Origin of the sequence: Roseateles sp. NT4, from assembly GCF_051857475.1 — a bacterium.
GTDB lineage: Bacteria > Pseudomonadota > Gammaproteobacteria > Burkholderiales > Burkholderiaceae_C > Pelomonas.
Window position 1 is genome coordinate 667622 of record NZ_JBPZGZ010000003.1, and the last position, 24908, is coordinate 692529.

General features: G+C 68.4%; 28 protein-coding genes. 8 read left to right on the top strand and 20 right to left on the bottom strand.

All coding sequences use genetic code 11. The features are described from left to right. Positions 1 to 23: 23 nt before the first annotated feature. Complete coding sequence (locus ACS5PN_RS22000) at positions 24 to 815, top strand: AraC family transcriptional regulator (RefSeq protein WP_439466144.1); 792 nt, start codon at positions 24 to 26, stop codon at positions 813 to 815. Here ACS5PN_RS22000 and ACS5PN_RS22005 read toward each other — a convergent pair. The 5 genes from ACS5PN_RS22005 to ACS5PN_RS22025 are packed head-to-tail and all read right to left on the bottom strand — an operon-like array spanning position 769 to position 6976. Continuing rightward, positions 769 to 1656 (bottom strand): NAD(P)-dependent oxidoreductase, encoded by an 888-nt coding sequence (locus tag ACS5PN_RS22005; protein WP_439466145.1) that lies wholly within the window; start codon positions 1654 to 1656, stop codon positions 769 to 771. The genes ACS5PN_RS22000 and ACS5PN_RS22005 overlap by 47 nt on opposite strands. Positions 1657 to 1712: 56 nt before the next feature. Then, complete coding sequence (gene flgL / locus ACS5PN_RS22010; protein ID WP_439466146.1) at positions 1713 to 2999, bottom strand: flagellar hook-associated protein FlgL; 1287 nt, start codon at positions 2997 to 2999, stop codon at positions 1713 to 1715. A 2-nt stretch (positions 3000 to 3001) separates the two neighbouring features. Beyond that, positions 3002 to 4984: a flagellar hook-associated protein FlgK gene (gene flgK, locus ACS5PN_RS22015; protein ID WP_439466147.1), complete on the bottom strand. Its 1983-nt coding sequence runs from the start codon at positions 4982 to 4984 to the stop codon at positions 3002 to 3004. A 10-nt stretch (positions 4985 to 4994) separates the two neighbouring features. Next, positions 4995 to 5876 carry a flagellar assembly peptidoglycan hydrolase FlgJ gene (flgJ, locus tag ACS5PN_RS22020; RefSeq protein WP_439466148.1) on the bottom strand — a complete coding sequence of 294 codons (882 nt, stop codon included), beginning with the start codon at positions 5874 to 5876 and terminating at the stop codon, positions 4995 to 4997. Continuing rightward, positions 5876 to 6976: a flagellar basal body P-ring protein FlgI gene (locus ACS5PN_RS22025; RefSeq protein ID WP_439466149.1), complete on the bottom strand. Its 1101-nt coding sequence runs from the start codon at positions 6974 to 6976 to the stop codon at positions 5876 to 5878. The genes flgJ and ACS5PN_RS22025 overlap by 1 nt, the downstream gene beginning before the upstream one ends. A gap of 225 nt (positions 6977 to 7201) precedes the next feature. Here ACS5PN_RS22025 and ACS5PN_RS22030 point away from each other — a divergent pair, with 225 nt between their 5' ends. The 4 genes from ACS5PN_RS22030 to ACS5PN_RS22045 all read left to right on the top strand — a co-directional run bounded on the left by ACS5PN_RS22030 (position 7202) and on the right by ACS5PN_RS22045 (position 11281). After that, positions 7202 to 7603: a hypothetical protein gene (locus ACS5PN_RS22030; protein ID WP_439466150.1), complete on the top strand. Its 402-nt coding sequence runs from the start codon at positions 7202 to 7204 to the stop codon at positions 7601 to 7603. A gap of 352 nt (positions 7604 to 7955) precedes the next feature. Next, on the top strand, positions 7956 to 9047 hold the full coding sequence (locus ACS5PN_RS22035; RefSeq protein WP_439466151.1) for a glycosyltransferase: 1092 nt from the start codon (positions 7956 to 7958) through the stop codon (positions 9045 to 9047). Further along, positions 9047 to 9967, top strand: a complete 921-nt coding sequence (locus ACS5PN_RS22040; RefSeq protein ID WP_439466152.1) for a glucosamine inositolphosphorylceramide transferase family protein — start codon at positions 9047 to 9049, stop codon at positions 9965 to 9967. Before ACS5PN_RS22035 ends, ACS5PN_RS22040 begins: the two co-directional genes overlap by 1 nt. 45 nt (positions 9968 to 10012) lie before the next feature. Further along, the gene (locus ACS5PN_RS22045) at positions 10013 to 11281 is read left to right on the top strand and encodes an amidohydrolase (RefSeq protein ID WP_439466153.1); all 1269 of its coding nucleotides are present in this window, start codon (positions 10013 to 10015) and stop codon (positions 11279 to 11281) included. Here ACS5PN_RS22045 and ACS5PN_RS22050 read toward each other — a convergent pair. The 8 genes from ACS5PN_RS22050 to flgB form a co-directional block, all read right to left on the bottom strand. After that, positions 11271 to 11999: a substrate-binding periplasmic protein gene (locus ACS5PN_RS22050; protein WP_439466154.1), complete on the bottom strand. Its 729-nt coding sequence runs from the start codon at positions 11997 to 11999 to the stop codon at positions 11271 to 11273. The genes ACS5PN_RS22045 and ACS5PN_RS22050 overlap by 11 nt on opposite strands. 68 nt (positions 12000 to 12067) lie before the next feature. Next, on the bottom strand, positions 12068 to 12736 hold the full coding sequence (locus tag ACS5PN_RS22055) for a flagellar basal body L-ring protein FlgH (protein WP_439466155.1): 669 nt from the start codon (positions 12734 to 12736) through the stop codon (positions 12068 to 12070). A gap of 11 nt (positions 12737 to 12747) precedes the next feature. Beyond that, the gene (flgG, locus tag ACS5PN_RS22060) at positions 12748 to 13530 is read right to left on the bottom strand and encodes a flagellar basal-body rod protein FlgG (protein WP_439466156.1); all 783 of its coding nucleotides are present in this window, start codon (positions 13528 to 13530) and stop codon (positions 12748 to 12750) included. Positions 13531 to 13532: 2 nt separating this feature from the next. After that, positions 13533 to 14264, bottom strand: coding sequence for a flagellar basal-body rod protein FlgF (gene flgF, locus ACS5PN_RS22065; protein ID WP_439466157.1), 732 nt, complete (start codon positions 14262 to 14264; stop codon positions 13533 to 13535). Positions 14265 to 14289: 25 nt separating this feature from the next. Beyond that, positions 14290 to 15636, bottom strand: coding sequence for a flagellar hook protein FlgE (flgE, locus tag ACS5PN_RS22070; RefSeq protein ID WP_439466158.1), 1347 nt, complete (start codon positions 15634 to 15636; stop codon positions 14290 to 14292). Between the two features lie 30 nt (positions 15637 to 15666). Then, positions 15667 to 16311, bottom strand: a complete 645-nt coding sequence (locus tag ACS5PN_RS22075) for a flagellar hook assembly protein FlgD (RefSeq protein WP_439466159.1) — start codon at positions 16309 to 16311, stop codon at positions 15667 to 15669. 16 nt (positions 16312 to 16327) lie between these two features. Beyond that, positions 16328 to 16744: a flagellar basal body rod protein FlgC gene (flgC, locus tag ACS5PN_RS22080; RefSeq protein WP_415657274.1), complete on the bottom strand. Its 417-nt coding sequence runs from the start codon at positions 16742 to 16744 to the stop codon at positions 16328 to 16330. A gap of 14 nt (positions 16745 to 16758) precedes the next feature. After that, positions 16759 to 17172, bottom strand: coding sequence for a flagellar basal body rod protein FlgB (gene flgB, locus ACS5PN_RS22085; protein ID WP_439466160.1), 414 nt, complete (start codon positions 17170 to 17172; stop codon positions 16759 to 16761). Positions 17173 to 17330: 158 nt separating this feature from the next. Here flgB and flgA point away from each other — a divergent pair, with 158 nt between their 5' ends. The 3 genes from flgA (at position 17331) to ACS5PN_RS22100 (ending at position 18890) form a co-directional block, all read left to right on the top strand. Continuing rightward, the gene (gene flgA, locus ACS5PN_RS22090) at positions 17331 to 18026 is read left to right on the top strand and encodes a flagellar basal body P-ring formation chaperone FlgA (protein ID WP_439466161.1); all 696 of its coding nucleotides are present in this window, start codon (positions 17331 to 17333) and stop codon (positions 18024 to 18026) included. A 138-nt stretch (positions 18027 to 18164) separates the two neighbouring features. Continuing rightward, positions 18165 to 18497: a flagellar biosynthesis anti-sigma factor FlgM gene (flgM, locus tag ACS5PN_RS22095; RefSeq protein WP_439466162.1), complete on the top strand. Its 333-nt coding sequence runs from the start codon at positions 18165 to 18167 to the stop codon at positions 18495 to 18497. Between the two features lie 3 nt (positions 18498 to 18500). Further along, positions 18501 to 18890: a hypothetical protein gene (locus ACS5PN_RS22100; protein ID WP_439466163.1), complete on the top strand. Its 390-nt coding sequence runs from the start codon at positions 18501 to 18503 to the stop codon at positions 18888 to 18890. A gap of 48 nt (positions 18891 to 18938) precedes the next feature. Here the strand turns inward: ACS5PN_RS22100 and ACS5PN_RS22105 are convergent, their stop codons facing one another. The 7 genes from ACS5PN_RS22105 to ACS5PN_RS22135 form a co-directional block, all read right to left on the bottom strand. Continuing rightward, positions 18939 to 19712 carry an SDR family NAD(P)-dependent oxidoreductase gene (locus ACS5PN_RS22105; RefSeq protein ID WP_439466164.1) on the bottom strand — a complete coding sequence of 258 codons (774 nt, stop codon included), beginning with the start codon at positions 19710 to 19712 and terminating at the stop codon, positions 18939 to 18941. 129 nt (positions 19713 to 19841) lie between these two features. Then, positions 19842 to 20426: a TetR/AcrR family transcriptional regulator gene (locus ACS5PN_RS22110; RefSeq protein ID WP_439466165.1), complete on the bottom strand. Its 585-nt coding sequence runs from the start codon at positions 20424 to 20426 to the stop codon at positions 19842 to 19844. A 109-nt stretch (positions 20427 to 20535) separates the two neighbouring features. Beyond that, positions 20536 to 20904 carry a hypothetical protein gene (locus tag ACS5PN_RS22115; protein WP_439466166.1) on the bottom strand — a complete coding sequence of 123 codons (369 nt, stop codon included), beginning with the start codon at positions 20902 to 20904 and terminating at the stop codon, positions 20536 to 20538. Positions 20905 to 21102: 198 nt separating this feature from the next. After that, on the bottom strand, positions 21103 to 21534 hold the full coding sequence (locus tag ACS5PN_RS22120) for a DUF1841 family protein (protein ID WP_439466167.1): 432 nt from the start codon (positions 21532 to 21534) through the stop codon (positions 21103 to 21105). A 22-nt stretch (positions 21535 to 21556) separates the two neighbouring features. Beyond that, on the bottom strand, positions 21557 to 22387 hold the full coding sequence (locus ACS5PN_RS22125) for an SIR2 family NAD-dependent protein deacylase (RefSeq protein WP_439466168.1): 831 nt from the start codon (positions 22385 to 22387) through the stop codon (positions 21557 to 21559). Beyond that, complete coding sequence (gene kefC / locus ACS5PN_RS22130; RefSeq protein ID WP_439466169.1) at positions 22384 to 24231, bottom strand: glutathione-regulated potassium-efflux system protein KefC; 1848 nt, start codon at positions 24229 to 24231, stop codon at positions 22384 to 22386. Before kefC ends, ACS5PN_RS22125 begins: the two co-directional genes overlap by 4 nt. Beyond that, on the bottom strand, positions 24228 to 24884 hold the full coding sequence (locus tag ACS5PN_RS22135) for an NAD(P)H-dependent oxidoreductase (protein WP_439466170.1): 657 nt from the start codon (positions 24882 to 24884) through the stop codon (positions 24228 to 24230). The genes kefC and ACS5PN_RS22135 overlap by 4 nt, the downstream gene beginning before the upstream one ends. Positions 24885 to 24908: the final 24 nt, after the last annotated feature.

Here is a 24908-nt window from a genome sequence, read left to right on the forward strand (position 1 = left end):
TTCGCCGGGATGACACTCCTGCCATGGCCGATCAATCCGTCAGCATCCGCCCACAGGGCTCGGCGCCCGGCGTGGCGCGTTTTGACGCGGCGATTGCCGGCCGCGGTTTCGCACTGCACCGGCACGACTGCTATGCCTTGGGACTGACGCTGCGGGGCGTGCAGCGCTTCCGCTACCGGGGCGCAAGCTGGAATGGCATGCCGGGCCAGGTGCACGTGCTGCATCCGGACGAACTGCATGACGGCGTGCCGGGCACGGCGGCCGGCTTTGCCTATCGCATGGTCTATCTGGACCCGGCCCGGGTCGGCGAGGCCCTGGGCGGCGGCGCCTTGCCTTTCGTGGCGGCGCCGCTGCTGGATGGGGCCGACCTGTCACCCTGGCAATTCGAAGGCCCTTTGGACGCGTTGGCGAGCCATGACCTGGTGCAGGGCCTGGCCGATCTGCTGGCCAGGGCCGCGGGGCGCAGGCCGGCGCCCATCGCCCTGGACCGCCCCGCGCTGGCCCGGGTGCGCGAGTGCCTCGCGGCCGCGCCCGAGCGGCAGCCGGCCATGGCCGGTTTGGAGGCGTTGTCCGGCCTGGACCGCTGGACGTTGGCACGCCAGTTCCGCCTGGCCTATGGCGTCAGCCCCAGTGGCTATCGCGTGCAGCGCCAGGTCGCCCGAGCCCAGGCGCTGATGCGCGCCGGCCTGGCGCTGGCGGCGGCGGCAGCTGAAGCCGGGTTTGCCGACCAGAGCCACCTCACCCGGCAGTTCCGCCGTACGGTGGGCCTCACGCCGGCCCGGTGGCGGGCGGCGCTGCTTCGAACGCCTGGATGACGGCGGCCATGTCCTCGCGGCCCAGGCCCAGGGCCTCGGTGGCGGCGAAGAGCTGCAGGCTGTCGTCCAGCAGCGGCGTCGTGGCGCCGGCCTGGCGCGCGGCGGCGGCGACGAGGCGGGCATTCATCAGCACGTCGCTGATGGCGGCCTGGACGCTGAAGTCCTGCCTGACGAGCTTGTCCATCTTGATGCGCGAGACGGCGCTGGCCATGGGCCCGGCGTCCAGCACGGCGCGCAGCAGCTCCGGGTCCACGCCCTGGCGCCGGGCGAAGTGCACCGCCTCGGCCAGGCCCGCCACGAGGGTGATGAGGAAAAGGTTGACCGACAGCTTCATGCGCAGGGCAGCGGGCGGGGCGCCGCAGGCGAAGCAGTCCTTGTAGAGCGGCGCCAGCAACTCCCGCACGCGGGCCACGTCGTCGGGTTCACCCGCCAGCATGCAGACGAGCTGGCCGTTCTCCGCCGGCACGCGGGAGCCTGAGACCGGCGCCTCGACATAGCGGCCGCCCGCGGCGCGCACGTCGGCGGCCAGGCTGGCGGAGTATTCGGGGGCCGTCGTGCCCATCTGCACCACGGTGCGGGCCTGGACGAGGCTTGCGAACTCCGGCGTGCCGCGGGTCAGCACGGCGTCGCTGGCGGCGGCATTGGCCAGCATCAGCAGCACGGTGTCGGCCTGGGCAAACACCTCGGCAGCGCTCGCTGCATGGCGCACACCCGGCGTTTCGGTCAAGGCTGAGGTGCCACTGCGGCTCCAGACGAGCAGCGACCGCCCCGCAGCAGCGAGCCGGCGCGCCATGGGCAGGCCCATGACGCCGAGTCCGATGAATCCGATTTCCATGAGCATCTCCTTGTGCAGGAGACGCTAGCGCTGCCGTCCCAGCGGCGTCTAGAAGCTTTGTGTCAGCCGCCCTGCAGGTACTGGAACAGCGACATGCGCTGCACCGTCGCGTAGGTCTGCAAGGCGGTCTGGTAGCCGGTCTGCTGGTTCTGGAACTCGGAGATGCCCTGGACCATGTCCAGATCCTCCGCGGCGCTTTTCTCTTCCGCGCTGTATTGCTTCAGCGCGGCCAGGCGGCTTTCGGTGCCGTCGAGGTTGTTCAGCCGCTCGCCGACCTGGCTGCGGATGCTCTGCATATTGCCCATCACGGCGTCGATGTCGCGGATGCTGGCGGTGTTGGCCTGGGTGACCTGGGTCGGCGTGCGGTTGGTGGTGTTGAGGTCGGCGATGGCCTTGTCGATGACGTCGAAGACCTTGAGGCTGTTCTTGGAGCCGGCAATGGCGAAGGCGTCGCCGTCCACCGGCGCGCCGGAGATGGTGACGGCCATGCCGTCGCCAGTGATGGCCTGGCCGGGCTTGAAGGCGCCGCTGGAGACGACGCTGCCGAGGTCGGTGTCGGTCAGGGTGTAGGTCTGGCTGGGCGTGGTGCCGGCGATGTCGATGCGGTAGTTGTGGCCGGTCAGCAGCTTGGGGTCGGTGGTGCGACCGCTGTCGATCCAGCCCGAGGCGACCTGGCCGGAGATGCCGTTGACCAGCGGGCCGCCGGTGGCGGGGTCGATCAACTGCACGACCGGCTTGCCGGTGCTGGGGTCGGTGGTCAGGATGCGCGGCGCGGTCTCGAAGCTGCCGTTGCCGCTGGAGGCTTCCTCCCAGGAGGAGCGGCCGTCGATGGTGAGCTGGAAATTGTCGAGGTTGCCGGTCTGGATGCTGCCCGGCACGCCGATGTAGGCGACGCCGCCGGCCTGGTCCAGGAAGGGCGGGGTGGAGGCGCCCTGGCCCGAGAAGATGTAGCCGCCGGAGCCGTCGGGCCGGTTGGCGATGGCCAGCAGCTGGTCGCGGATGCCCTTGAGCTTGGTCGCCAGGCCGGCGCGTTCGGAGTCGGAATAGCTGGCGTTGCCGGCCGAGACCATGGTCTCGCGGGCCTGCTGCAGCAGCTCGTTGGCGTCGCCCAGGGCCGATTCGCCCAGGGTCATGCTGTTGCGGCTGGCTTCCAGCGCGCGCTGGTTGGCCTCGACGCGGCCGATGGAGGCGAGGGCACGTTCGGCGCGCGCGGCGCCGGTCGGGTCGTCGCTGGCCAGGGCGATGCGCTTGCCGGACGTCAGCTGCTCCTGCTGGTTCTGCAGCGTGGTCTGGCGACGCTGCAGATTGGCGATGGAGTTGTCGAAGAGGTTGGCCGTCGAAAGTCTCATGATTACCTCTGAGCGATGCGCATCAGTTCGTCGAAAAGGGTCTGGGCCGTCTGCAGCACCTTGGCGGCGGCCTGGTAGCCCTGCTGGAACTGCATCAGCCGCGAGGCTTCCTCATCGAGATTGACGCCGGCCTGGCCGGCTCGGTTGGTTTCGGCGTCGCCGGCGACGCTGGTGGAGACGTCCGACAGGTAGTTCGCGCTCTGTACGCGGGCGCCGACATCGCTCATCGCCGCGGCATAGGCGTCGTTGATGGTCGAGCCCTGGGTGGTGCCGCCGCCGGCCAGCAGCTGACGGCCGACGAAGGTCTCGGCCTGGATGTTCAGGAAGGCCTTGGCATTGCCGTTGTTGGTGGCGGTGTAGATGGTCGGGTCGATGGAAATCTTGTCGCCATTGCGCGGCACGCCATTGGTGCGCAGCTCGAAACCCAGGTCGATGCCGGCCGCCGGCTGGTTGCCGATGGGCTGGCCGGCGCTCCAGCTGCCGTTCAGCACGGTGCCGTTGGCCAACGTCAGCGTGTAGAGCACGCTGTTCGCGTTGGCCGGGTCCGGGCCGCCGAACTGCAGCGTCATGGGCGCGTTGGCCGCGCTGAAGTTCTGGTTGACCGCGTAGAGGCTGTCGACGCTGAGAGTGCCGGTGTTGGTGACGCTGGCGGACGCCGTCAGCGGCGACGCGGCGGCGATGCCGTTGGGGTTGTCCAGCACGCGCTTCATGTTGACGGCGGCGCTGCCCACGGGCTCGATGAGGAAGCTCTCGCCCGCGGCGGGCGGGGCCGGCGTGAACTGGATCTTGAAGCCGTCGATGGTGTCGCCGTCGTTGACGGTGCGCACCAGGCCGTCGGACAGCCTCGTCAGCTCGTAGGTGCCGGCCGTGGGGGAGGTCAGCTTGTAGCCGCTGGCCTGCAGCTGGCTGGCGTCGACGATGGTGGCCGCGACGCCGTTGGTGAAGCCGCCGCCGGGGGTGCGCTGGTTGGTGGCAGCCGGCAGCACATTGGGCGGCGCCACCTTGAAGATGGCCGCGCCCTGGCCGGGCGGGTTGGACAGATCCAGGCCCAGGGCGTTCTGCTCGTTGACGCGCGTGCCGATGGCCGCGGCGAGCTGGCCGAGCATGTTCTTGGCGTCCTGCAGGTCCTTGTTCTGGAAGCTCAGCAGGGCGGTGATGGAGCCGCCGGTCAGCACGCTTTCATCCAGCGGGCGGGTGATGCCGCCTTCGCTGAGGGAGACCACGGCGCGCGACGGGTCATAGGCGTCGGCGGACACCTGCAGTGTGGAGGCCTGGTTGCCGAGCACCAGGCGCTGGCCGCCGCCGATGAAGACGCCGACGGTGTCATCGTCGGCTGGCAGCGTCGTGACGGCGACATGCTCGCCGAGCTGGGAGATCAGCTTTTCGCGCTGGTCCAGCAGGTCGTTGGGCGTGTGGCCGCTGCCGCGGGTCTTGGAAATCTGGTCGTTGATGTTGGCGATCTGCTGCGCCAGCTGGTTGACGACGACGACGTTGGCCTTGAGGTCGCTGACGATGCCCGACTGCAGGTCGGTGATCTGCTGGCCGGCGTTGGAGAAGCGCACGGCCAGCTCGTTGGCGCGGCCCAGGGCGACCTGGCGGGCCGAGGGATCGTTGGGGCGGCTGGTCACGTCGACCATGGAGTTCAGGAACTGGCTGGCCGCATAGCCCAGGCCGTCGGTGCCGGGCGGGAAGATCTTTTCCATGCGCGCCAGCTGCTCGGCGCGGGTGGCATCGGCCGTGGCCGTGGCCTTGGAGCTGGCGGCTTCCTTGGTCAGGAACTCGTTGTGCGAGCGCACGACGGTCTGCACGTCCACGCCCTTGCCGAAGAAGCCGGCGCCGGTGTACTGGCCGGGCGACGTCGTCAGCACCACGGACTGGCGCGAATAGCCCGGCGTGTTGGCGTTGGCGATGTTCTGGCCAATGGTCTGCAATGCCGCCTGGTTGGCGAACATCGCGCGGGCGCCGAGGGTGAGCAAGCCGGCCATGTCTAGGTCCTCAAGCCATCATCGTGCTTTGCACGCGCTGGGTGGTCTGGATGGTCTTGGCCAGCTTCTCGGCATAGGCGGGGTCGGTGGCGTAGCCGGCCTGCTGCAGGCCGCGGGCGAAGCCGGCGGCGTTGCCGCTCTGGGCCTGGGCGACGACCTTGGCATAGCGCTCGTTGCCGCTGATGAGCTTGGCGTAGTCCTTGAAGGCTTCGTCATAGCTGCCGTAGGCGCGGAACTTGGCCGTGACCTTGTGAGCCTGGCCGTTGATGACCTCGGTCGTCTGCACGTCGACGGTCTTGCCCGTCCAGCCCGGCGTGGCCTTGATGCCGAAGACGTTGTGCGAAGGCGTGCCGTCGGCGCCGGTGATCTCGCGCTTGCCCCAGCCGCTCTCGTGGGCGGCCTGGGCCACCATGAAGCTGGCCGGGATGCCGGTGGCGGCCGAAGCGGCGCGGGCCGAGGCGTCGTGCTTCTGGATGAAGCCCTGCACGTGGTTGGGAATGCCCTTGGTGGCCAGGGCCGGCAGGGCCTGGGCGAGCGTGGTCTGGCTGTTCTTGCGGATGTTCTCGGGCGACAGGTCCTGGATGCCCATCTGGCGCTGCAACTGCTTCTGGATGGCGTCCGACAGTCCGCCCGGCAGGCCGCTGAGCTTGCCGGCGAATTGGGTGTCCAGCATTTCCGTACCGAGCTGGGTCGCGTTGTTGTCCAGCATGCCGCTGGACAGCGTGGAAGCGCGCATGCTCTTCATGACTTCCTGCATGAAGAGCGATTCGAACTGCTTGGCCGTCTCGCGGATGGTCGCCTTGGGGTCGCGCGCGGCCTGGGCCTTGAGCCCGTTCAGGGCGTCGACGCTGCCGAGGCTCTGCCCGGAAATGGACTGGAAGGTGGAGGCCATCAAATCACCTCAAGCTCGGCATTCAAGGCGCCCGCACTCTTCATGGCCTGCAGGATGGCGAGCAGATCCTGAGGTGTGGCGCCAAGGGAGTTCAGCGCCTTGACCACGTCCGACAGGCGGGCGCCCGCGGCCAGCTGGATGAGGCTGCCGGGCTCCTGGCGGATGGAGATGTCGGCCTTCTCGGCCACCACGGTCTGCCCGCTGGACAAGGCGTTGGGCTGGCTGATGACGGGCGTGGAGCTGATGGTCACCGACAGGCTGCCGTGGGCGACGGCGCAGGCCGACAGCGTGACGGCCTGGTTCATGACGACCGAGCCGGTGCGGGCATTGATGACGATGCGGGCGGCGGGTGCGGCCATGCTGACGTCGAGGTTCTCGACATCGGCGAGGAAGGCGACGCGGTCGTCCGGCGTCGTGGGCGCCTTCACGCGCACGACGCGGCCGTCCAGGGCCTGGGCCGTGCCGGCGCCCTTGGCCTTGTTGATGGCCTGGGCCACGGCGCGGGCGGTGGTGAAGTCGCTGCTGTTGAGGTCGAACTGCAGGCTGTCGCCCTGGGCGAGGGGCGTCGGCACCGAGCGCTCGACGAGGGCGCCTGCCGGGATGCGGCCGGCGCTGAGGTGGTTGATCTGCACCTTGGAGCCGCCTGCCGAGGCGCCGGCGCCGCCGACGACCAGGTTGCCCTGGGCGATGGCATAGATCTGGCCGTCGGCACCGCGCAGCGGCGTGGCGATCAGCGTGCCGCCGCGCAGGCTCTTGGCATTGCCGATGGAGGAGACATTGATGTCCAGTTGCTGGCCGGGCTGGGCGAAGGGCGGCAGCGAGGCCGTCACCATGACGGCGGCGATATTGCGCGGCTGCATGGTCACGCCCTGGGGCAGCAGCACGCCGAACTGCTGCAGCATGGCCGTCAGGCTCTGGCCGGTGAAGGGCGCCTGCGTCGTCTGGTCGCCCGTGCCGTCGAGGCCGACGACCAGGCCATAGCCCGTCAACGGGTTGGAACGCACCCCGGCCACCGACGCCACTTCCTTGATGCGCGTGGCATGGGAGAAGGGCGCCAGCACGACGGCCAGGCAGAGGAGGAGGACTTTCAGGGACTTCACTCGGCAGATTCTGCGGACGCTTGAGCCCGCGAAGCCATAGAAAAGGACGCCGACAGCCCCCCTTTTTCAAACCATCGGTCGTGGCCCCGGAGCAGGGCGGGGATTTTTCACACCCCGCCAGGGCTGTAAGGCTGGCGGGCCTCGCCCGACCACAGAGCACCTGTGAAGACTGAGGCGCCCAGGCAGCACAGCGATCTTTGCCCCAACCCCTTTTTGGAGACCGAAATGAAGAACCGCCTTTCCCTGCTGCCCCTGCTGCTGGCCGCCTCCCTCGCCGCTTTCTCTGTCCCTGGCCAGGCCCAGGGCCTGACCCGCGAACAGGTCAAGATGGAGCGCGATGCCTTCCTAGCGCTGATGCGCTGGGACGAACTGACCGGCATGTGGGTGCTGAAGTCCGGCATGGAGCCGCCCAAGGGCGTCATGTCGCGCGCCGAAGTCATCGCCATGCGCGACCAGTTCCTGCGCATGAATGTTTACGACGACACCGTTGGCACCTGGGTGCCCGTCAAGGCGCCGCGCGACATGAGCACATTGACCCGTGAGCAGGTCAACATGGAAACGCTGCGCTTTCTGATGATGTACCGCTACGACGAGCAGCAAAACGAGTGGATCAGCAAGGTGCGCTGAGGCCGCCCGCAGGCCGGTTCGGCCGGCGTCGGCACCAATGCCCGACCGCTCGGTCGGGCATTTTCCTGTGGGCCTGCTGCAAGCTCGTACTCAGCTTGGGGCGGAACGTCATGGGATGCTCTGTCAATCCCGACTCCTGACCCCGCGAACTGCGCGGCGAGTTCATGCAGGTCGGTTGATGCGGATGGAATTAGTTCACGTATCCGCCGATTTCTCGCCATTTGTTGGCGTTTCACGGAAATTCCGGCGCACTCAGGCCCCGATTCGCTGGGGTTCATGACAGGTTTCTGAATGTGTACCTCGGTAAAGTTTTGCATACCGACCCGAGCTGCATTCGTTTGCAAGACCTGCCATGCCCCCGCCCTTCGAGCCGTTGACCCTGGTTCACGTCGTGTTTTCGTCCCGTCTCGCGGGGGGGGAGCGACATTGTGTTGACCTGGCCAATGCCCAAGCCGCCCTCGGCCACCGCGTCCATGTCATCGGTACCGCCGGCTCTGCCGTCGCTGGCGCACTGGCCCCGGGTGTGAGCTTCCACGGCCTCAAGCTGCCGCTGCTGCGTGGCTGGCGCGTTGCGGCCCTGGTGCGCCGCCTGGGCGCCGTCATCTGCCACGGCCACCTCGGCCCGGCCTGCAAGGCGGTGGCGCACGCCCGCTCGGCGACGCGCATCGGCACCCTGCATGTCGGCTACAAGGCCCATCACCATGCCCGCCTGGACGGGCTGGTCTGCGTGAATCGAGCCCAGCATGACGGCCTGCCCGCCATCGACGGCCTGGCCAGCGTCATCTACAACTGGGCACCCGAGCGCGATGCCGCCAGCGCTGCCCGCCATACCGACCTGCGTGCCGAACTGGGCCTGGCGCCGGGCCAGCTGCTGGTCGGCAGTGTCGGCCGTCTGCATCCCAGCAAAGGCATGGACCTGCTGATCGCCGGCTTCAAGGCCCATGCGCCCGCCGACGCGGTGCTGGCCATCCTGGGCGAAGGCCCGCACGAGACGGCGCTGAAGCAACTGGCGGCCGGCGACGCGCGGGTGCGCCTGCTGGGTTTCCGCAGCGACGTCGATCAATGCCTGAAATCCTTCGACCTCTTCGTGTCGCCCTCGCGCGAGGAAGCCTTCCCCCTGGCCATCCTGGAGGCGATGCGTGCCGGACGGCCGGTGCTGTCCAGCGCCACCCAGGGGCCCCAGGAAATGCTGGCCGGCCAGCCGGCCCGGCTCGTTCCCGTGGGCGACGCCCACGCCCTCGGCCACGCCCTGGCTGAAGAGCTGGCGCGCATGCGTCCGCTGGCGCCCCAGGAGCGCAGCGTGCGCTACGCCACGGCAGCCTATGACCGGTCCAATGCGGTCGCCCGCACCCTGGGCTTCTATCGCGACGTGATGGTTCACCAGGCCGCCCAAGCCACGAGCTTCGACGGCGAGGAAGAGGCCTACGCCGCTTGGCACGTCTGATGTTCAAGCGTCCGCGGACCGACTTCTGGCAAGTCGGCATCGTCCCCCTGCGCGTCGAAGATCTCGATGCCCGCCGCCTCAGCGCGGTGCGCGAGCGCATCACCTGGCTGCCCGAAGCCGGGCGCTGGCGCTATCTGGCCGACCCCTTTGGCCTGGTGCGCGGCGACGTCCTGCACGTCTTCGTCGAGGCCTTCGACTACCGCATCAAGCGCGCCACCATCGAGCGCCACGAGTTCGACCTGGCCGACCTGAGCTGGCGCCGCCAGGCCACGGTGCTGGACAAGCCCTTTCACCTGTCCTACCCCCAGGTCTTCGAGCATGACGGCGATACCTGGATGGTGCCGGAGAGCTACCAGGCCGGCGAGATCGCCCTCTACCGCGCCACCGACAGCTCGCTGAACCATTGGGAACGCGAGTGCGCCCTGCTGGGCGGCATTCCCGGTGCCGACGCCTCGGTCATCGAGCATCAGGGCCGCTGGTGGATGTTCTACACCCTGGTCGGCCCGGGCGCGCGCGACCAGCGCGAGCTGCATATCGCGCATGCCCCCGCCCTCGTCGGCCCCTGGACGCCGCTGGCCACCAACCCGGTGCGGGTGAATCGTGAGGGTGCCCGCCCCGCCGGCCGCCCCTTTGTCGGCCGCGACGGCGTGCTAACCCTGCCGGTGCAGGACAGCACGACCGGCTACGGCGGCGCCACGCGACTGCTGCGCTTCCCGGTGCTGACGCCCGAACATGTGGAGATCGCGGCCGGCACCGAGCGCCTGACGGGTGACCTTGCCAGTGACAGCCACACGGCCGGCCTGCACACGCTGACCGGCTGCGGCGACTACACGCTGATCGATGTGAAGCGCATCGACCGTTCGCGGGCCAAGCAATGGCTGGACTGGAAACGTCGGTTACGCCGCATGTGGGGCGGCTGACACGGAGCGGCACACAGCCGGCCCGCCGCGGCCTACCATGGCTGCATGAGCCCCCAGTCCTCCCTGAGCGAACGCATCGCCGCGCTGACGGCGGCGCTCGAACCCCAGGTCATCGCCTGGCGGCGTGACCTGCACCAGCATCCCGAGCTCGGCAACCGCGAATTCCGTACCGCCGCCGTCGTCGCCGAGCATCTGCGCAGCCTGGGTTTCGATGAGGTCAAGACCGGTGTCGCCCACACCGGCGTCATCGGCCTGCTCAAGGGTGGCAAGCCTGGCGGCGTGGTGGCGCTGCGCGCCGACATGGACGGCCTGCCCGTCACCGAGGAGGTGGAACTGCCCTTCGCGTCCAAGGCCCGCGCGGTCTGGAATGGCGAAGAGGTCGGCGTCATGCATGCCTGTGGCCATGACTGCCATGTCGCCATCCTGATGGGCGTGGCCAGCATCCTGGCCAGCCTGCGCGACGACATCCCCGGCACCCTCAAATTCCTGTTCCAGCCCGCCGAGGAAATGCCGCCCGAGGGCGAGGAGGGCGGCGCGGCGCTGATGATCAAGGAGGGCGCGCTGGAGAACCCGACGCCCAGCGCCATCTTCGGCCTGCACGTCACGTCGCGCCAGCCCGCCGGCGTCATCGGCTACCGGCCCGGTCCGACGATGGCCAGTTCGGACAAGCTCAAGATCACCGTGCAGGGCAAGCAGACCCATGGCGCGGCGCCCTGGCTGGGTGTCGACCCCATCGTCACCTCGGCCCAGATCGTGCTGGGCCTGCAGACCATCGTCAGCCGCACGCTGGACCTGAACCGCGAGCCGGCGGTCGTCACCATCGGCGCCATCAAGGGCGGCGTGCGCGAGAACATCATCCCGGACACGGTGGAGATGCGCGGCACCATCCGCAGCTTCGACGAAGGCATGCGCGAGGCCATCCACGAGCGCGTCACGCAGCTGGCCGAGGGAATCTCGGCGGCCTCACGCGCCTCGTGCAAGGTCTGCATCACGCGCAACTACCCGGTGACGCGCAACGATCCCGTGCTGACCGAGCAGATGGTGCCCACGCTGACCCGCGTCGCCAGCACCGGCCCGCGTCCCATGGGCATCGAGGTCGTGCCCAAGGCGACGGGGGCCGAGGACTTCTCCTTCTTCCAGCGCCTGATCCCCGGGCTGTTCTTCTTCGTCGGCGTGACGCCGCCGGAGATCGAGCCGAGCAAGGCCTACTCCAACCATTCGCCGCGCTTCGTTGTCGATGAGCGTGGCCTGGAGGTGGGGGTGCGCGCCCTGGCCAATCTGGCCGTGGACTATCTCGCCTCGATCAAGGGATGAGGGAGTTGTTCCAGGCGATGCGGCGCAGTCGCTCGGACTCGCCGCTGTCTTCCATCTGCTGCAGCGTGGCGGTCAGGCGCGGCAGCAGTTCGCGGTGGCTTTCGTGCAGCAGGGGATGCAGGGGAGTCGTGCTGAGCGGGCTCGGCATCAAGGCCAGGCCGGCCATCTGCTCGGCGTCGGGCTCCGGCTCGCCGGCCGCCAGCGTGAGCAGGGCGATATCGATGGCATGGGATCGCAACAGGCGCAGCAGGTCGGCGTGTGTCGTCGCCTCGATTTTTTGCGGCACGCCGGTCAGCAGGTTTTCGATCAGCACGATGCCGCGCGGATAGCCCACGCGCAGCTGCGGCAGGGCCGACCAGTCACCCGGTCCGGGCGCGCGCTGGCGCACCCAGCCCACGACCCGGACGGTGGCAATGGCGACCGGGACCAGCAGCAGATGGGGATGGCCCTCGACGATGCCGCGGATGCGCAGCGTCTCGCCGTCCAGTTGGCCCTGCTCGGTCATGCGCAGCGAGCGGCGCAGCGGCAGGGCGTCGAAGCGGACCGACAGCCCGAGGCGTTGCAGGGCGCGGCTCAGGACAGCACGGCCGGCGGGCGCGAGGCCGCTCTGGTCGTTGGCGTCGGTGGCGAAACGCAGCGGCGGCGGTTCGGCCAGTACCGCCCAAGGCAAGGCCCCGGCGAGGGCCGAAACGGCTTCGCGGCGTCGCCACAGCTTCATGCCTATCGCCCCTCAGCTCGTGGGTTCTCCCCTGGGGCCGATGGTATGCCGACGAGGCGCGCAGCGGGTCAGCTCGGTGCGATGTTCAGGAAGAAGCGCGACAGCCAGCCCACGGCATGGGCGTCGGACGTGGCGCCACGGCCGCGCTGCTCGATGCGCACATTGGCGACGGCGGTCGACACCACGGCATTGCCCTGGCCGATCATGCGCGGGTCGACCTGGCCGGAGAAGCGCAGCACGTCGACGTTGTGATTGACGCCGATCTGCTTCTCGCCGCTGATCATCAGGTGGCCGTTGGGCAGCACGCCGGTCACGACGGCGGTGATGGCGCCGGTGAACTCGTTGGTGTTCTGGTTGCTGCCCTTGCCCTTGTTGTCGTTGGCCGAGGTGGCCTCGGCACCGGCGCGCGCGAAGGCCTTGGGCGAGATGGCGGGCAGGGCCGTGATGCCGGCCGACAGGCTGCCGGTCTTGCTCAGTTCGCTGGTGCTGGTCTGCGAGGCTGACACCTTCTCCGTGATGTTGATGGTCAGCGTGTCGCCGACGAGGCGAGCACGGTGATCCTCGAACAGCGGGCGATAGGCGGCGGCCTGGTAGATGGAGCCGTTGGTCGTGGCCATGGGCTGCACCGGCGGCAGGTTGACGACCGGCGTGGCGGCCATCTCCACATGCGGCTCGGGATAGGGCGTGGAGCAGCCGGCCAGCAGGGCGGGAAGAGCGAGGAGGGCGAGGTACTTCATGGCGGTTTGCCTTAGATCTGGGCGAGCTTTTGCAGCATCTGGTCCGACGTCTGCACCGCCTTGGAGTTCAGCTCGTAGGCGCGCTGGGTCTGGATCATCTGCACCAGCTCCTCGACGACGTTGACGTTGGAGGTTTCGACGAAACCCTGCTGCAGCGCGCCCATGCCGTTGGCGCTGGGGGCGCCGGTGTTGGGCGTGCCGCTGGCGGCGGTCTCGGCGAACAGGTTCTGGCCGCGCGGATCCAGGCCGGCCGGGTTCACGAAGTTGGCCATCTGGATCTGTCCGACCGTCTGCGCCGCCGTCTGGCCGGGCAGGGTGACGCTGACGGTGCCGTCGTTGCCGATGGTCAGCGTCTGCGCGTTCTGCGGGATCGTGATGCCGGGCAGCACGGTGTAGCCGTTGCTGGTCACCACCTGGCCCGTGGCGCTGAGCTGGAAGCTGCCGTCGCGGGTGTAGTTGGTGGTGCCATCGGGCATCTGCACCTGGAAGAAGCCGTCGCCCTTGATGGCCAGGTCCAGGTTGTTGCTGGTCTGCTGCAAGTTGCCTTGCGTGTAGATGCGGGCCGTGGCCACCGGGCGCACGCCCAGGCCGACCTGCAGGCCGGTGGGCAGCGTGGTCTGGTCGGTGCTGTTGGCGCCGGCCTGGCGCATGTTCTGGTAGATCAGATCCTCGAACACCGCGTGCGAACGCTTGTAGCCATTGGTGGCGACGTTGGCGAGGTTGTGAGAGATGTTGTCCAGCTGGGTCTGCTGGGCTTCCATGCCGGTCTTGGCAATCCAGAGCGAGCGCATCATGGTCAGGTACTCCCGAGGAGCTTGGCCGATTGCTGGCCTTGGGTCTGTGCAATCTGCAGCAGCTTCATCTGCTGCTCGAACTGGCGGCCGGCCGCGATCATGGCGACCATGGTCTCGACCGGGCTGACGTTGCTGCCTTCCAGCGCGCCGTCCTGCAGGCGGGCGGCCTGGTTGGCGGGTAGGTCTCCGTCGGCAGCGCGGAACAGGCCGTCGTCGCCACGGGTGAGCTGGTTGGCCGCTTCGGGCGTGACCAGCTTGAGCCGGCCCACCGTCGTCGGTTTCTGGTTGGGCGCCTTGGCGCTGACGGTGCCGTCGCTGCCAATGGACACCTCGCTGTTGGGCGGCACATTGATGGGGCCGCCATCGCCCAGCACCGGCATGCCGTTGCGCATGACGAGGATGCCCTCGGCATTCACGTCCAGCGACCCGGCGCGGGTGTAGGCCTCGGTGCCGTCGTTGGCCTGCACGGCCAGCCAGGCATTGCCCTGCATGGCGACGTCCAGGTTGCGGCCGGTGGGCGTCAGCGGGCCCTGGGCATCGTTGTAGCCGATGGTGGTTTCCAGCGAGTAGGCACGCGTGGACGCGCCGTCGCCGCGCACCGGCACGGCGCGGAAGGCCTGCAACTCGGCGCGAAAGCCATTGGTCGTCACGTTGGCGAGGTTGTGCGAGAGCACGTCCTGCCGCTGCATGGCCGCCTTGGCGCCGGCCATCGAGAGGTAGATCATGCGGTCCATCGCGCGTCCTCAGCCTGGGTTGCGATCAGCGCAGGTTGACGATGGTCTGCAGGACCTGGTCCTGCGTCTTGATCGTCTGCGCATTGGCCTGATAGGCGCGCTGGGCCGTCACCATGTTGACGAGCTCGGCGGTCAGGTCGACGTTGCTTTCTTCCAGGGCGCCGGACTGCAGCGCACCCATATTGCCGTCACCCGGCACGCCGACGACAGCGTCGCCCGAAGCGACGGTGCGGATCCAGACGTTGCCGCCCATGGTCTGCAGGCCCTGCGGGTTGCGGAAGCTGGCCAGTTCTACCTGGCCGGCGGGCTTGCTCTGGCCGTTGGAATAGCGGGCCTGGACGATGCCGTCGTTGGCGACCTGGATGCCGGTCAACTGGCCCGGCGCATAGCCGTCCTGGGTCAGGTTGGTCACGGCGAAGCTGCTGCCGTTCTCGCTGGCCTTGGTCAGGTCGAGCTGGATGCCGGTGATGCCCAGCGTCGGGTTGCCGCGCGCGCTGGTGCCGGCAGGCACGGGCATGGGAATGGTGCCGGGCGGCGTCGTCGCGCTGCCGGCGATGCCGGACGGTGCGCCGCCGGTGGGCGGGAAGGTGATGGTGGTGTAGGGCGTCGTCGGGTTGCCGTTGGCATCCAGCACGATGCCGTTGCCGGAAGCATCGGTATCGAAGGGCGTGCCGTTGGCGGTCGCGTAGACGTTCCAGACGTCGTTGGGAGGCACGGCGCCGCTGGGGTCGGCAGCGCGCTGGAAGTAGAAGGTCACGGCGACGTCCTGGCCCTTGGCGTCATAGACGGTCATGGAGGTCGCGTTGTTGTAGGTCGTGCTGTCCTTCAGGTCCATGCCGGTGCCGGTACCGGCAGCGGGCGCCGTCATCTTCAGGCGGGAGTCGAGGTTGAACTCCATGTTGACCTTGGTGGTCACGGCCGGCGGGATGCCGCCGGTGGGCAGGGACAGCGGCTGGGCGGTGCCGGGCTGGATGACGCCGGCGCCATTGGCGGGGTAGCCCATCAGCTTGAGGCCATCGTTGTTGACGATGAAGCCGTCCTTGCTGACCTTGAACTGGCCGTTGCGGGTGTAGCGCGTCGGATTGACGCCGTCGCTGACCTGAAAGAAGCCACCGCCGTTGATGGCGAGGTCCATCGGGTTTTCGGTCGTGGTGATGTTGCCTTGCGTGAACTGCTGGGCGACCGACTGCAGCGAGGTGCCGATACCGACCTGGTTCTGGCCGGCGCCGTTCAGCGCGGCGGCGTAGACGTCGGAGAACTCGGCCCGCGAACTCTTGGCGCCATAGGTGCCGGAATTGGCGATGTTGTTGCCGATGACGTCCAGGTTCTTGGAAGCGGCATTGAGCCCGGAGAGGCCTTGCTGGAAGCTCATGGGGAGTCCTTGCTGTCGTGCGGGTGGTGATCAGTTGACCGAGGAGACGGCCGTGTAGTCCACGGGGCCGAGATGTTCGAGATTGAGCTTGAGGCTGCCGTTCTCGCTGTAGACGGCGTCCACCTTGTCGTGGGTGTAGAGGGTGGACGTGACGGCCTTGGCGCCGTTGGTGGCGGTGATGCGGTACTTCAGTTCGGCACCGTTGGTCGCCTTGTTGGTGGCATCCCAGGAGAAGGTCTGGCGGCCGGAGCCCTGGGCGCCCAGCTGCTGGGTGTCGATGACGTTGCCGGCCGGGCCGAGGATCTCCAGCTTGACGGCCTGGGCCGCGCCGTCGAGCTCGTAGCTGGCCTCGGCGGCACCGTTTTCCACCATCAGCTTGTCGCTGGGCACGCTGACCTCGCGGCCCACCAGGGAGATGGACTGCAGGGCCTGCATCTGGCCGAGCTGGCTGCCCAGGCCCTTGATGCTGGTGTCCAGCGTCGACAGGCTGGTGACCTGCTGGATCTGCGCCATCTGGCTCGTCACCTGGGCGTTGTCCATGGGGTTGAGCGGATCCTGGTTGTTCATCTGCGCGACGAGCAGCTTCAGGAAGCGGTCCTGGGTTTCGGCCGCGTTCTTGGCCGAGGTGGTCGGCGTCTGCGTGGTGCTGCTGCCGTTGAGTGCTGTGACGTCCATGGTGTGCCTTCAGCGGTCAGGACTGGCCGAGTTGCAGGGTCTTGAGCAGCAGGCTCTTGGCCGTGCTCATGACTTCGATGTTGTTCTGGTAGGAGCGCGAGGCCGAGATCATGTTGACCATCTCTTCCACCGGGTTCACGTTGGAATAGGTCACATAGCCGTCGGCGTCGGCCTGCGGGTGCTTGGGGTCGTGCACGCGGCGGCCTGGGGTCTGGTCCTCGGTCACATTGGTCACGCGCACGCCGGCGTTGCCGCTGTCGTTGCCGGCGCCCATCAGCTGGGTCTGGAAGACGACCTGGCGTGCCTTGTAGGCCTGGCCGTCCGGGCCGGCCACGGTGTCGGCGTTGGCCAGGTTGCTGGCCACCACATTGAGGCGCTGGCTTTGCGCGCTGACCGCGCTGCCCGACACGTTGAAGATCTGGAACATCGACATGGCTCAGTCCTCCCTCAGCTTTGGTTGTAGGACTTCATGGCGTCCAGCGTCGTGCGCACCGAGCCGTTGATGAAACGCAGCGTGGCCTCGTACTTCACCGAGTTGTCGGCGAAGCTGGCGCGCTCGCGGTCCATGTCGACGCCGTTGCTGTCCAGGCTGGTCTGGGACTGCAGCGCATATTCCTTGCCGCTCTCGCCGCGCGCGCCGGCCAGCGGGGCGATGTGGCCACGCTGGGTGGTCTGCAGGGCGCCGTTGGTGGCGACCTCGCCGGTGGCCTCGCGCAGCGCCTTGGCGAAATTGATGTCGCGGGCCTGGTAGCCCGGCGTGTCGGCATTGGCGATGTTGCTGGCGAGCAGGCGCTGGCGCTCCGCCCGCAGCGTGAGCGCCTGGGTCTGGAAGTTCAGCGTGTCGGTGAGTCGGTTCAACATCTGGGGGCCTCTTTCGAGGGAGCTTTCTGGCCGAAGGGCCGGGATGGCTCTTGCGCAAATTGTCTGAAGCAGGCCCGAAAACATGAGCGGGATTAGCGGGGCCAAAGCCGTTCAATTCCGACCTAGAGCGGACGACTCCCTTCTCTAGAGTGCTGCCCATGCTCCGTGCCACCCTGCTCCTCGGCTGCCTGCTTGCCGCCCTGCCCGGGCGGGCGCAGACCGTGCTCGATCCAGCCCTGCTGGAACGGGTTCGCGTGCTGGCCGAGACTGCCGCCCGTGCGGCGGCTCCCCCGAATACCCGCGTCGCCGTCGAGATCGGCGCCCTCGACGCCCGGCTGCGCCTGGCGCCCTGCCAGCAGATCCAACCCTATCTGCCTCCCGGCATGGCCGTCTGGGGCAAAAGCCGCATCGGCCTGCGCTGCACCGATGGCGTCGCACGCTGGAATGTGACGCTGCCGGTGCGCGTCGCCGTATACGGCCGGGCCGTCGTCGCCAACGGGCCTCTGCCGGCCGGCGTGAATTTGTCTCAAGAACAACTGGCCCTGGCCGATATCGACATCGCTGCCGAGCCGGGCGCCGTGTTCACCGACCCTGCGTTGTTGATCGGGCGCACGCTCGCGCGGCCGCTGAGCGCCTCCGAGGCCGTCAGAGCGCCGGTGCTGAAGTCGCGCCAGTGGTTTGCTGCCGGAGAGACCGTCCAGGTTCGGGCCGTGGGTGAGGGATTTGCCGTTGCCTCCGAGGCCCAGGCCCTGTCGGCCGGCGTCGAGGGCCAGGAGGTCAGGGTGAGGTTCGAAAGTGGCCGCGTCGTCAGCGGCCGGGCGGTCGGCGAGCGCCGGGTGGATGTGCTGTTGTGAGCAAACTGCCACGAATCGCTACAACTGGCTGGAAAAACCCGCCAGTTCCCGCTCAAGTTCCTAGGCTGGGGGCCGATACAGGGGGAAACTCCCCTGCAATGCCCTCTGCGGGGCCCGCCCCGCACCCTGGAGAAGCTCATGAAGATCGGTAACAGCCCTGACGGCACCGCCAGCCCGCCCAAGGCCGAGCGTCCCGCCTCGCGCAAGCCCGAGGCCGCCAGCACGACCGACATCGTCCGTCAGACCGCCCAGGCCGCCACCTCGTCGCCCAGCGCCCAGGTCGCCATTTCCAATACGGCCAAGATCGCCGCCGCCCAGGGCAATGACGATGGCAGCTTCGACGCCGCCAAGGTCGCCCGCATCTCCAAGGCCATCAGTGAGGGTAAGTTCACGGTCAACGCGAACGCCATCGCGGACAAGCTGGTCTCGAATGCGCAAGAATTGCTGGACAGCCGCGTCAATAAACACTGAAACATGACCGCCACCGCTTCGTCTCCTCTCAGCGCCGAACTCGAACAGCCCCTGCTGGCTGTCGAAGCCGCGCTGAACCAGCTTGGCGATGCGCTGGCTCGCCGTGATGCGGCGGCCATCGAGCAGCATGCGGCCGAGTTGCATCAGCATCTGGCCAAGGCGGTGCAGAGCTTCAGCGAAGCCGCCCGCAACGGCAGCGTGCCCAGCGCGCTGCGCAACCGCCTGGTGCGCGCCGGTGGCCTGCTGGCCGCCCAGCGCGAGGCCCTGGCCCGTGGCAATGCATCCCTGGATCGAGCCCTGGACGTGCTGATTCCCAGCGAACCGACCGGCCTGTATGGCGCCGGCGGCAAGGCCGAGCGCCGCAGCGTCGGCGGCGGCAGCTACCAGGCCTGATAGCGCCCCGATTCGAGAAAGCCACCCGCGGGGTGGCTTTTTCATTTCTCAGTTGCGGCCGGCCATGACGCCGCCGTCCACATCCCACACCGCGCCGGTCACCCAGCCCGCCTGCTCCGACAGCAGGAAGCCGATGACGCTGGCGACATCCTGCGGCTGGCCCACACGGCCCAGGGGGTGGAAGGCGTCAAAGCTGCGCAGCGTCGGCTCGATCTGGTCCTTGGCGATGAAGCCCTCGTAGATCGGCGTGGCCACGACGGCCGGTGCCACCGCGTTGACGCGGATGCGGTGCGGCGCCAGCTCCATCGCCAGATGCTGGGTCAGCGCGTGCAGACCGGCCTTGGCCATGGAATAGGCCGACGACGGCGTCGCCGCAATGGCCTGCCTTGCCCACATCGAGCCGATGTTGACGATGGCGCCCGGGCGCTGTGCCTCCACCCACAGCCGGGCGACGGCCTGGGTCAGAAAGAAACTGGCGCGGTTGAGGTCGTGGTAGGCGTCGTAGTCGGACGGTTCGTGTGCCAGGAAGGGCTTGGGTACGAACACGCCGGCCGCGTTGACCAACAGGTCGACGTCCCGGTGCGGCCCATGCAGCGCAGCGGTGACAGCAGCGAAGCCCTCGGGCGTCGTGATGTCCGCCGCAATCGTCGCCAGCCGGCTGGGTGCGCTTGCCGCGCCGGCCAGCGCCTGCAGCTTGGCGGCGCTGCGGCCGACCGCCACCACGTGGGCGCCCTGGTCCAGCAAATCGGCAGCGACTTGCGCACCGATGCCGCCGCCACCACCGATGACGAGTACCTTGTGGCCATGGAAGTTCTGGGTCATGAAAATCTCCTTTGACTACCTATCAATTGGTAGGTTTTGTGAGCGGAGCTTGCCCGTGGCTGCACCCCCGCTCACGCGGGTGCCGGGTGGAATCCTTCAGTGAAGCCTGCGGCGCCGACCGGCGTCAGTTCAGCGCCAGCAGAGATCGAGCATGGCCATGCCGACAGCGGTCGGCCCCTGGCCGTCGGCCAGGCCGCGGCCGACGACCATGGCGCCTTCCAGCGCGCACAGATAGGCGCGGGCCAGCGCCTCCGGCTGGGCTTGTGGGTTCAGCGCACCTTCGCGGCGGCCCAGGTCGAAGCTGTCACGCAGCCAGCGCAGGTTGATGTCGAAGAAGCGCGTCACCTCGTCTCGCACCGTTTCGGGCAGGTCGTGCGCCTCGGCCCCGAGCATGCCGCAGACACACAGGCGCCGCTCGCGGGCGAAGGTGCGATCGAACAACTCGGCATAGGCCGCCAGCCGCTCGCGGGCGTGCGCGTGGCGACCATCGATGCGCAGCAATTCCTCGCGGAAGCGGTGCGTGTAGCGCTGCACGACCATGGCGGCCAGATCGCCCTTGGTGGGAAAGTGGTGGTGGACGCTGGGCTTCTTGATGCCGACCTGCTGGGCCACGTCGTCATAGGAAAAGCCGTTGTAGCCCTGCAGTTGCAGCAGGCTCTCGGCGACGTCGACGACGCGTTCCGCGGTGGGGCTGAGTTCGGAGAAGTGCTTCATGGCACGGGGGCTGAGTCGATGGCGCTAGTTTGCCTACCAATTGGTAGGTTTGTCAATCGGCAAAAGAAAAGCGACCCCAAGGGTCGCTTGTCATGGTGCGAGGCGCCGCTTACTTGGCAGCCAGGGCCGTGGCACGGCGGGCGACCGGAGCCGGGAAGTCGCCCAGTTCGCGGGCGGCGTTCTCACCGTGGTCGGCAGCCAGGGCGGCGGCGGTTTCGGTGCGCAGTTCCGTCGGCTTGACCGTCAGGATAGCCTGGCGGGGCAGCTTGACCGTTGCGACGGCCGAGCGCTTGGCGGCGACGGGGACGGTTGCTTCGACGCCCTTTTCGCCTTGCAGGGCGGCCAGTTCACCGCTGTTGCGGGCGGCGACCAGGTCGGCGATGACGGCTTCGCGGGTGGTTTGGGCAGAGGCGGCGCCGGCGGCGATCAGCAGGGCGGCGGCAGCAAAAGTGTTCAGGGCGGTAGACAGCTTGCTCATGATGATTTCCTTCAAGTTCCGTGGCGGGTTGTGCCGCCTGGTTTGCTTGGGCATCGCGACCGCGGTGTCCATGGCTTGAACTGTAGGCATCACCCCTCAGTAGAAACACCAGTGCCGCAGCAATGCGTCGTTCGAAAATTGAAAACAATCATCGACGACAAATTGCTGTCGTGCTGAAAACAGGTTGAATTCGCTGGCTCAGCGGGTAGCGGCCTGGCGCACCTTGTCCAGATAGACATGGCCGTCGGGCGGCATCCCGCTGCGCTGCGAGGCCCAGATCATTTCGCCCAGCGCCTCCATGGCCACGTGGTGGGCCTCGTGCCGGGAGTTGCGCTTGGCGGACAGCAGGTCGACGGCCTGGCGGATGCCCGAGGGCTGGTCGATGGCGTGCTGCTCGGTGATCGTCAGGTGCATGGACAGATGCAGGAAGGGGTTGGTGCGGCCTTCCTCGACCGTGTAGACCTTCTCCAGCGCCGCTGCCTCGTCGGACAGGTCTTCGTGGTACTCGGGGTGTTCGGCAATCCAGTCCGCGGCGATCGCTTCCATCGGGATCAGCGGCGCGCCGTCGCGCCATTTGCGGTAGGTGGCACAGAAGAAGCGCCGGACTTCGAGCTGGGAGGGAGCGAACATGGGGCGATTGTCGCCGCCGCCCTCAATCCAGCCGTCTCGCCAGGGCTTGCAGGGCCTCCAGCGCGCCCAGGCCCAAGCCGATGCCGAAGGCCGCGGCGACCTGAGGCTCGCGCACATTGATGCGCAGGATCTGTCCACCGTGGGCAGCGACGACGAGCTGGCTGAAATGGCGCACCGAGGGGACCGCGGTGCCGGCACCGAGTTCGACGACGACGGCGCGCTCCACGCAGCCCAGCCAGTCGGACAGCCGCCGGGACTGGGCCTCGTAGCGGTCGCCCTCCCAGCCCCAGTCGCCAAACATCAGCAGGTTGGGCCGAGCGAGGGCGCCGCAGCTGGGGCAGGCGGGCAGCTCACCTGGCCAGCGGCATTCCGCTTCGTTGATGTCGGGCTCGACGCCGTCGGCCGGCCAGGGCGCCTGGCCGCAGCCGCGCAGGCATTGCAGCCAGTGCAGGGAGCCGTGGCACTCATGCAGGGGCGCCGTGTCATCGAAGCCGGCGCGCTGGAACTGGCCGTCGACATTGCTGGTGAACACGGCCAGTCCCTGTGGCATGCGCTCGCCCCAGCGCTTCAACAACGCGAAGCCGGCGTGCGGCACCGTGCGGCGGTAGAGAGCCAGGCGATGGCCGTAGAAGCCCCAGGCCAGGTGCGGGTCGCGCTCGAAGGTCTGGGGTGAGGCCACGCTGGTGAAGTCCAGCCCCGCGCGGCCGAGGGCCGGATAGGCGCGCCAGAAGCCCTCACGGCCGCGGAAATCCGGCAGACCCGAGTCCACGCCCATGCCTGCGCCGGCGGCGATGACCAGCGCATCGGCCTGGGCGATCAGCTCGGCGGCCTGGTCCAGCGCCGCTTCGTTCATGCGTCCTGTTCGACGTCGTGCTTGTCCCAGCCGCCGCGCTGGGCCTTGCGGTGCGCGTCTTCGGCCTCGCGCTCGGCGGCCATCAACTGCTCGAACTGCTGACGGCCCAGTCGGGCGGCGGCGATCAACGCGTTTTCGTCGCCCTGCAGCGGCACCATCTGGTTCAGCACCTCGATGTTGTGGTGGCGAAAGCGCATGGCCTGACGGCGTGCGGCATGGGGTTCCATGCCGGTCAGCTCCAGCACGCTGCGCGCGCTCATCAGTGCCGAGTCGAAGGTCTCGCGTTCAACGAACTCGACACCGGCCTCGCGCAGCTGGTAGTAGTGCTGCACATTGCGGGCGCGGGCGACGACGGTGATCTGCGGGAAATGCTCGCGCACCAGCTCGGCCAGTTCGACGCTCTGGGCGATGTCGTCGATGGCGATGACGAGGATGCGGGCCTTCGCGGCTCCGGCGGTCTTCAGCATGTCCAGGCGTGTGGCGTCGCCGTAGTAGACCGTCCAGTCGAAGCGGCGCAGGCTCTCGATGGCCTCGGAGTCGTGGTCCAGCACCGTGGCCTCGATGCCGTTGGCGCGCAGCATGCGGGCGACGACCTGGCCGTAGCGGCCGCTGCCGGCAATGATGATGGGCGAAGGGACGGGCGGCGCTTCGTTGCGCTGCTTCTTGAGGCCGCGGCGGGCCAGCTTCTGCGACATCAGCCGGTCGCCGCCGGTCAGCAGCAGCGGCGTCAACGCCAGCGACAGCGCCACGGCGGCCACCAGGGCCGAGTTCTGGGCCGCGTTGATCATGCCCTCGCTCTGGGCGAGCTGGAAGACGACGAAGCCGAACTCGCCGCCCTGGGCCAGCAGGATGACGAAGGCCGGCCGCTCGACCAGCGGGATCTTCATGGCCTTGGACATCAGCACCAGCACGAAGATCTTGCACACCAGCAGGGCCGCCAGGATGGCCAGCACCAAGCCTGGCTGGCCCGCCACGGCCTTCAAGTCCAGCCCCATGCCGACGGCGATGAAGAACAGCCCCAGCAGCAGGCCCTTGAAGGGCTCGAGGTCGGTCTCCAGCTCGCGGCGGTATTCGCTTTCGGCCAGCAGCACACCGGCCAGGAAGGCGCCCAGAGCCATCGACAGACCGACGAGCTGCATCAGGGCTGCCGTGCCCAGCACCAGCAGCAGGGCCGCGGCCGTGAAGATCTCGGGCGTCTTGCTGTGGGCGATCCAGCGCAGGGCCGGGCGCAGGGCGAGGCGGCCGCCGAAGATGATGACGATGATGGCGCCCACGGCCTTGGCTCCTGCCAGCCAGGTCTTGCCGTCGCCGTCGTCATGCGCGCCGCTGAGTGCCAGCACGGGCACCAGGGCCAGCACCGGAATGGCGGCGATGTCCTGCAGCAGGGCGACCGACAGGATGCTTTCGCCCGCCGTGGTGCGGCCGAGGTTGCGCTCGGCCATCACGGCCAGGGCGACAGCAGTGGACGACATGGCCAGGCCCAGGCCCACAACGACGGTCAGCCGCCACGGGTAGCCCAGCGCGATGCCGACGGCGGTCAGCACCGCCGCGCAGCCCAGCAGCTGTACGCTGCCCCAGCCGAAGATGGGTCGGCGCATGGCCCACAGCCGCTTGGGCTCCAGCTCCAGGCCGACCAGGAAGAGCATCAGCACGACGCCGAGTTCGGCGACCTCGGGGATGGCCGTCGTCTCCGGGATCAGCGCCAGCACGGCCGGCCCGATCAGCACACCGGCGACCAGATAGCCGAGGATGGAACCCAGGCGCAGCCAACGCGCCAGCGGCACCGCCACCACCGCGGCGGCGAGGAAGACGAGAGGCAGTTGCAGCCAATTGCCATGACTCATGGCTCGCTCCCTCCGCCCAGCGTGGAAAACATCGGCGGCCTTTCGTCCAGGGCCACCGCTTCCTCATCGCCCACCTCGGGCGCGGCAAGGTGGTGGCACCACTCGGGGTAGTGCGTCAGCCGCTTCACGAACAGCTCGGCGTGCGCGGTGATCTCCTCGTCGGTGGCGCGATGGGCCGCGTGCAGGATCTGCGGCGGCAGGTAGTGCATGCCGCAGGTCTTGGCCGACTGCTGGTAGGGCAGCAGGAATTCCTCGATGGCGTGGTGGTTGTGGCCGCCGGGTGCATAGGCCTCGGCGCCGCCGCCGGTGGAGGCCACCAGCCAGAAGTCCTTGCCATGCAGGGCCGTGCCGCCCGGGCCGTAAGCCCAGCCCAGACGCGCCACCTCGTCCAGCCAGAGCTTTTGCAGGGCCGGCATGCTGTACCAGTAGATGGGGTGCAGCATGACGACCAGCTTGGCATGGGTTAGCGCCTGCTGCTCGGCGTCGATGTGGATGTGGAAGTCCGGGTAGAGGCGGTAGAGGTCGCGCAGCTCCACGCGGCCGGCCACGGGCGAGGCGCGCAGCGTGTCGAGCACGGTGCGCGTCGCATGCGAGCGGGCCAGGTCGGGGTGGGCGGCGAGGACAAGGATGTCGCGGGCGTTGGCTTCAGGCATGGCCCGCGAGATTAACTTGCCCGC

Excerpts from the sequence above, each read along its gene's own strand:
- flgA (WP_439466161.1), top strand. The coding sequence starts at position 17,331 with ATGCTCCGTGCCACCCTGCTCCTCGGCTGCCTGCTTGCCGCCCTGCCC.
- flgL (WP_439466146.1), bottom strand. The coding sequence starts at position 2,999 with ATGAGACTTTCGACGGCCAACCTCTTCGACAACTCCATCGCCAATCTG.
- ACS5PN_RS22030 (WP_439466150.1), top strand. The coding sequence starts at position 7,202 with ATGAAGAACCGCCTTTCCCTGCTGCCCCTGCTGCTGGCCGCCTCCCTC.
- ACS5PN_RS22050 (WP_439466154.1), bottom strand. The coding sequence starts at position 11,999 with ATGAAGCTGTGGCGACGCCGCGAAGCCGTTTCGGCCCTCGCCGGGGCC.
- ACS5PN_RS22040 (WP_439466152.1), top strand. The coding sequence starts at position 9,047 with ATGTTCAAGCGTCCGCGGACCGACTTCTGGCAAGTCGGCATCGTCCCC.
- flgB (WP_439466160.1), bottom strand. The coding sequence starts at position 17,172 with ATGTTGAACCGACTCACCGACACGCTGAACTTCCAGACCCAGGCGCTC.
- ACS5PN_RS22000 (WP_439466144.1), top strand. The coding sequence starts at position 24 with ATGGCCGATCAATCCGTCAGCATCCGCCCACAGGGCTCGGCGCCCGGC.
- ACS5PN_RS22115 (WP_439466166.1), bottom strand. The coding sequence starts at position 20,904 with ATGAGCAAGCTGTCTACCGCCCTGAACACTTTTGCTGCCGCCGCCCTG.
- flgF (WP_439466157.1), bottom strand. The coding sequence starts at position 14,264 with ATGGACCGCATGATCTACCTCTCGATGGCCGGCGCCAAGGCGGCCATG.
- flgG (WP_439466156.1), bottom strand. The coding sequence starts at position 13,530 with ATGATGCGCTCGCTCTGGATTGCCAAGACCGGCATGGAAGCCCAGCAG.
- ACS5PN_RS22005 (WP_439466145.1), bottom strand. The coding sequence starts at position 1,656 with ATGCTCATGGAAATCGGATTCATCGGACTCGGCGTCATGGGCCTGCCC.
- ACS5PN_RS22105 (WP_439466164.1), bottom strand. The coding sequence starts at position 19,712 with ATGACCCAGAACTTCCATGGCCACAAGGTACTCGTCATCGGTGGTGGC.
- ACS5PN_RS22100 (WP_439466163.1), top strand. The coding sequence starts at position 18,501 with ATGACCGCCACCGCTTCGTCTCCTCTCAGCGCCGAACTCGAACAGCCC.
- ACS5PN_RS22120 (WP_439466167.1), bottom strand. The coding sequence starts at position 21,534 with ATGTTCGCTCCCTCCCAGCTCGAAGTCCGGCGCTTCTTCTGTGCCACC.
- flgJ (WP_439466148.1), bottom strand. The coding sequence starts at position 5,876 with ATGGCCTCCACCTTCCAGTCCATTTCCGGGCAGAGCCTCGGCAGCGTC.
- flgE (WP_439466158.1), bottom strand. The coding sequence starts at position 15,636 with ATGAGCTTCCAGCAAGGCCTCTCCGGGCTCAATGCCGCTTCCAAGAAC.
- kefC (WP_439466169.1), bottom strand. The coding sequence starts at position 24,231 with ATGAGTCATGGCAATTGGCTGCAACTGCCTCTCGTCTTCCTCGCCGCC.
- ACS5PN_RS22045 (WP_439466153.1), top strand. The coding sequence starts at position 10,013 with ATGAGCCCCCAGTCCTCCCTGAGCGAACGCATCGCCGCGCTGACGGCG.
- ACS5PN_RS22035 (WP_439466151.1), top strand. The coding sequence starts at position 7,956 with ATGCCCCCGCCCTTCGAGCCGTTGACCCTGGTTCACGTCGTGTTTTCG.
- ACS5PN_RS22110 (WP_439466165.1), bottom strand. The coding sequence starts at position 20,426 with ATGAAGCACTTCTCCGAACTCAGCCCCACCGCGGAACGCGTCGTCGAC.
- flgC (WP_415657274.1), bottom strand. The coding sequence starts at position 16,744 with ATGTCGATGTTCCAGATCTTCAACGTGTCGGGCAGCGCGGTCAGCGCG.
- flgM (WP_439466162.1), top strand. The coding sequence starts at position 18,165 with ATGAAGATCGGTAACAGCCCTGACGGCACCGCCAGCCCGCCCAAGGCC.
- ACS5PN_RS22125 (WP_439466168.1), bottom strand. The coding sequence starts at position 22,387 with ATGAACGAAGCGGCGCTGGACCAGGCCGCCGAGCTGATCGCCCAGGCC.
- ACS5PN_RS22075 (WP_439466159.1), bottom strand. The coding sequence starts at position 16,311 with ATGGACGTCACAGCACTCAACGGCAGCAGCACCACGCAGACGCCGACC.
- ACS5PN_RS22135 (WP_439466170.1), bottom strand. The coding sequence starts at position 24,884 with ATGCCTGAAGCCAACGCCCGCGACATCCTTGTCCTCGCCGCCCACCCC.
- flgK (WP_439466147.1), bottom strand. The coding sequence starts at position 4,984 with ATGGCCGGCTTGCTCACCCTCGGCGCCCGCGCGATGTTCGCCAACCAG.
- ACS5PN_RS22055 (WP_439466155.1), bottom strand. The coding sequence starts at position 12,736 with ATGAAGTACCTCGCCCTCCTCGCTCTTCCCGCCCTGCTGGCCGGCTGC.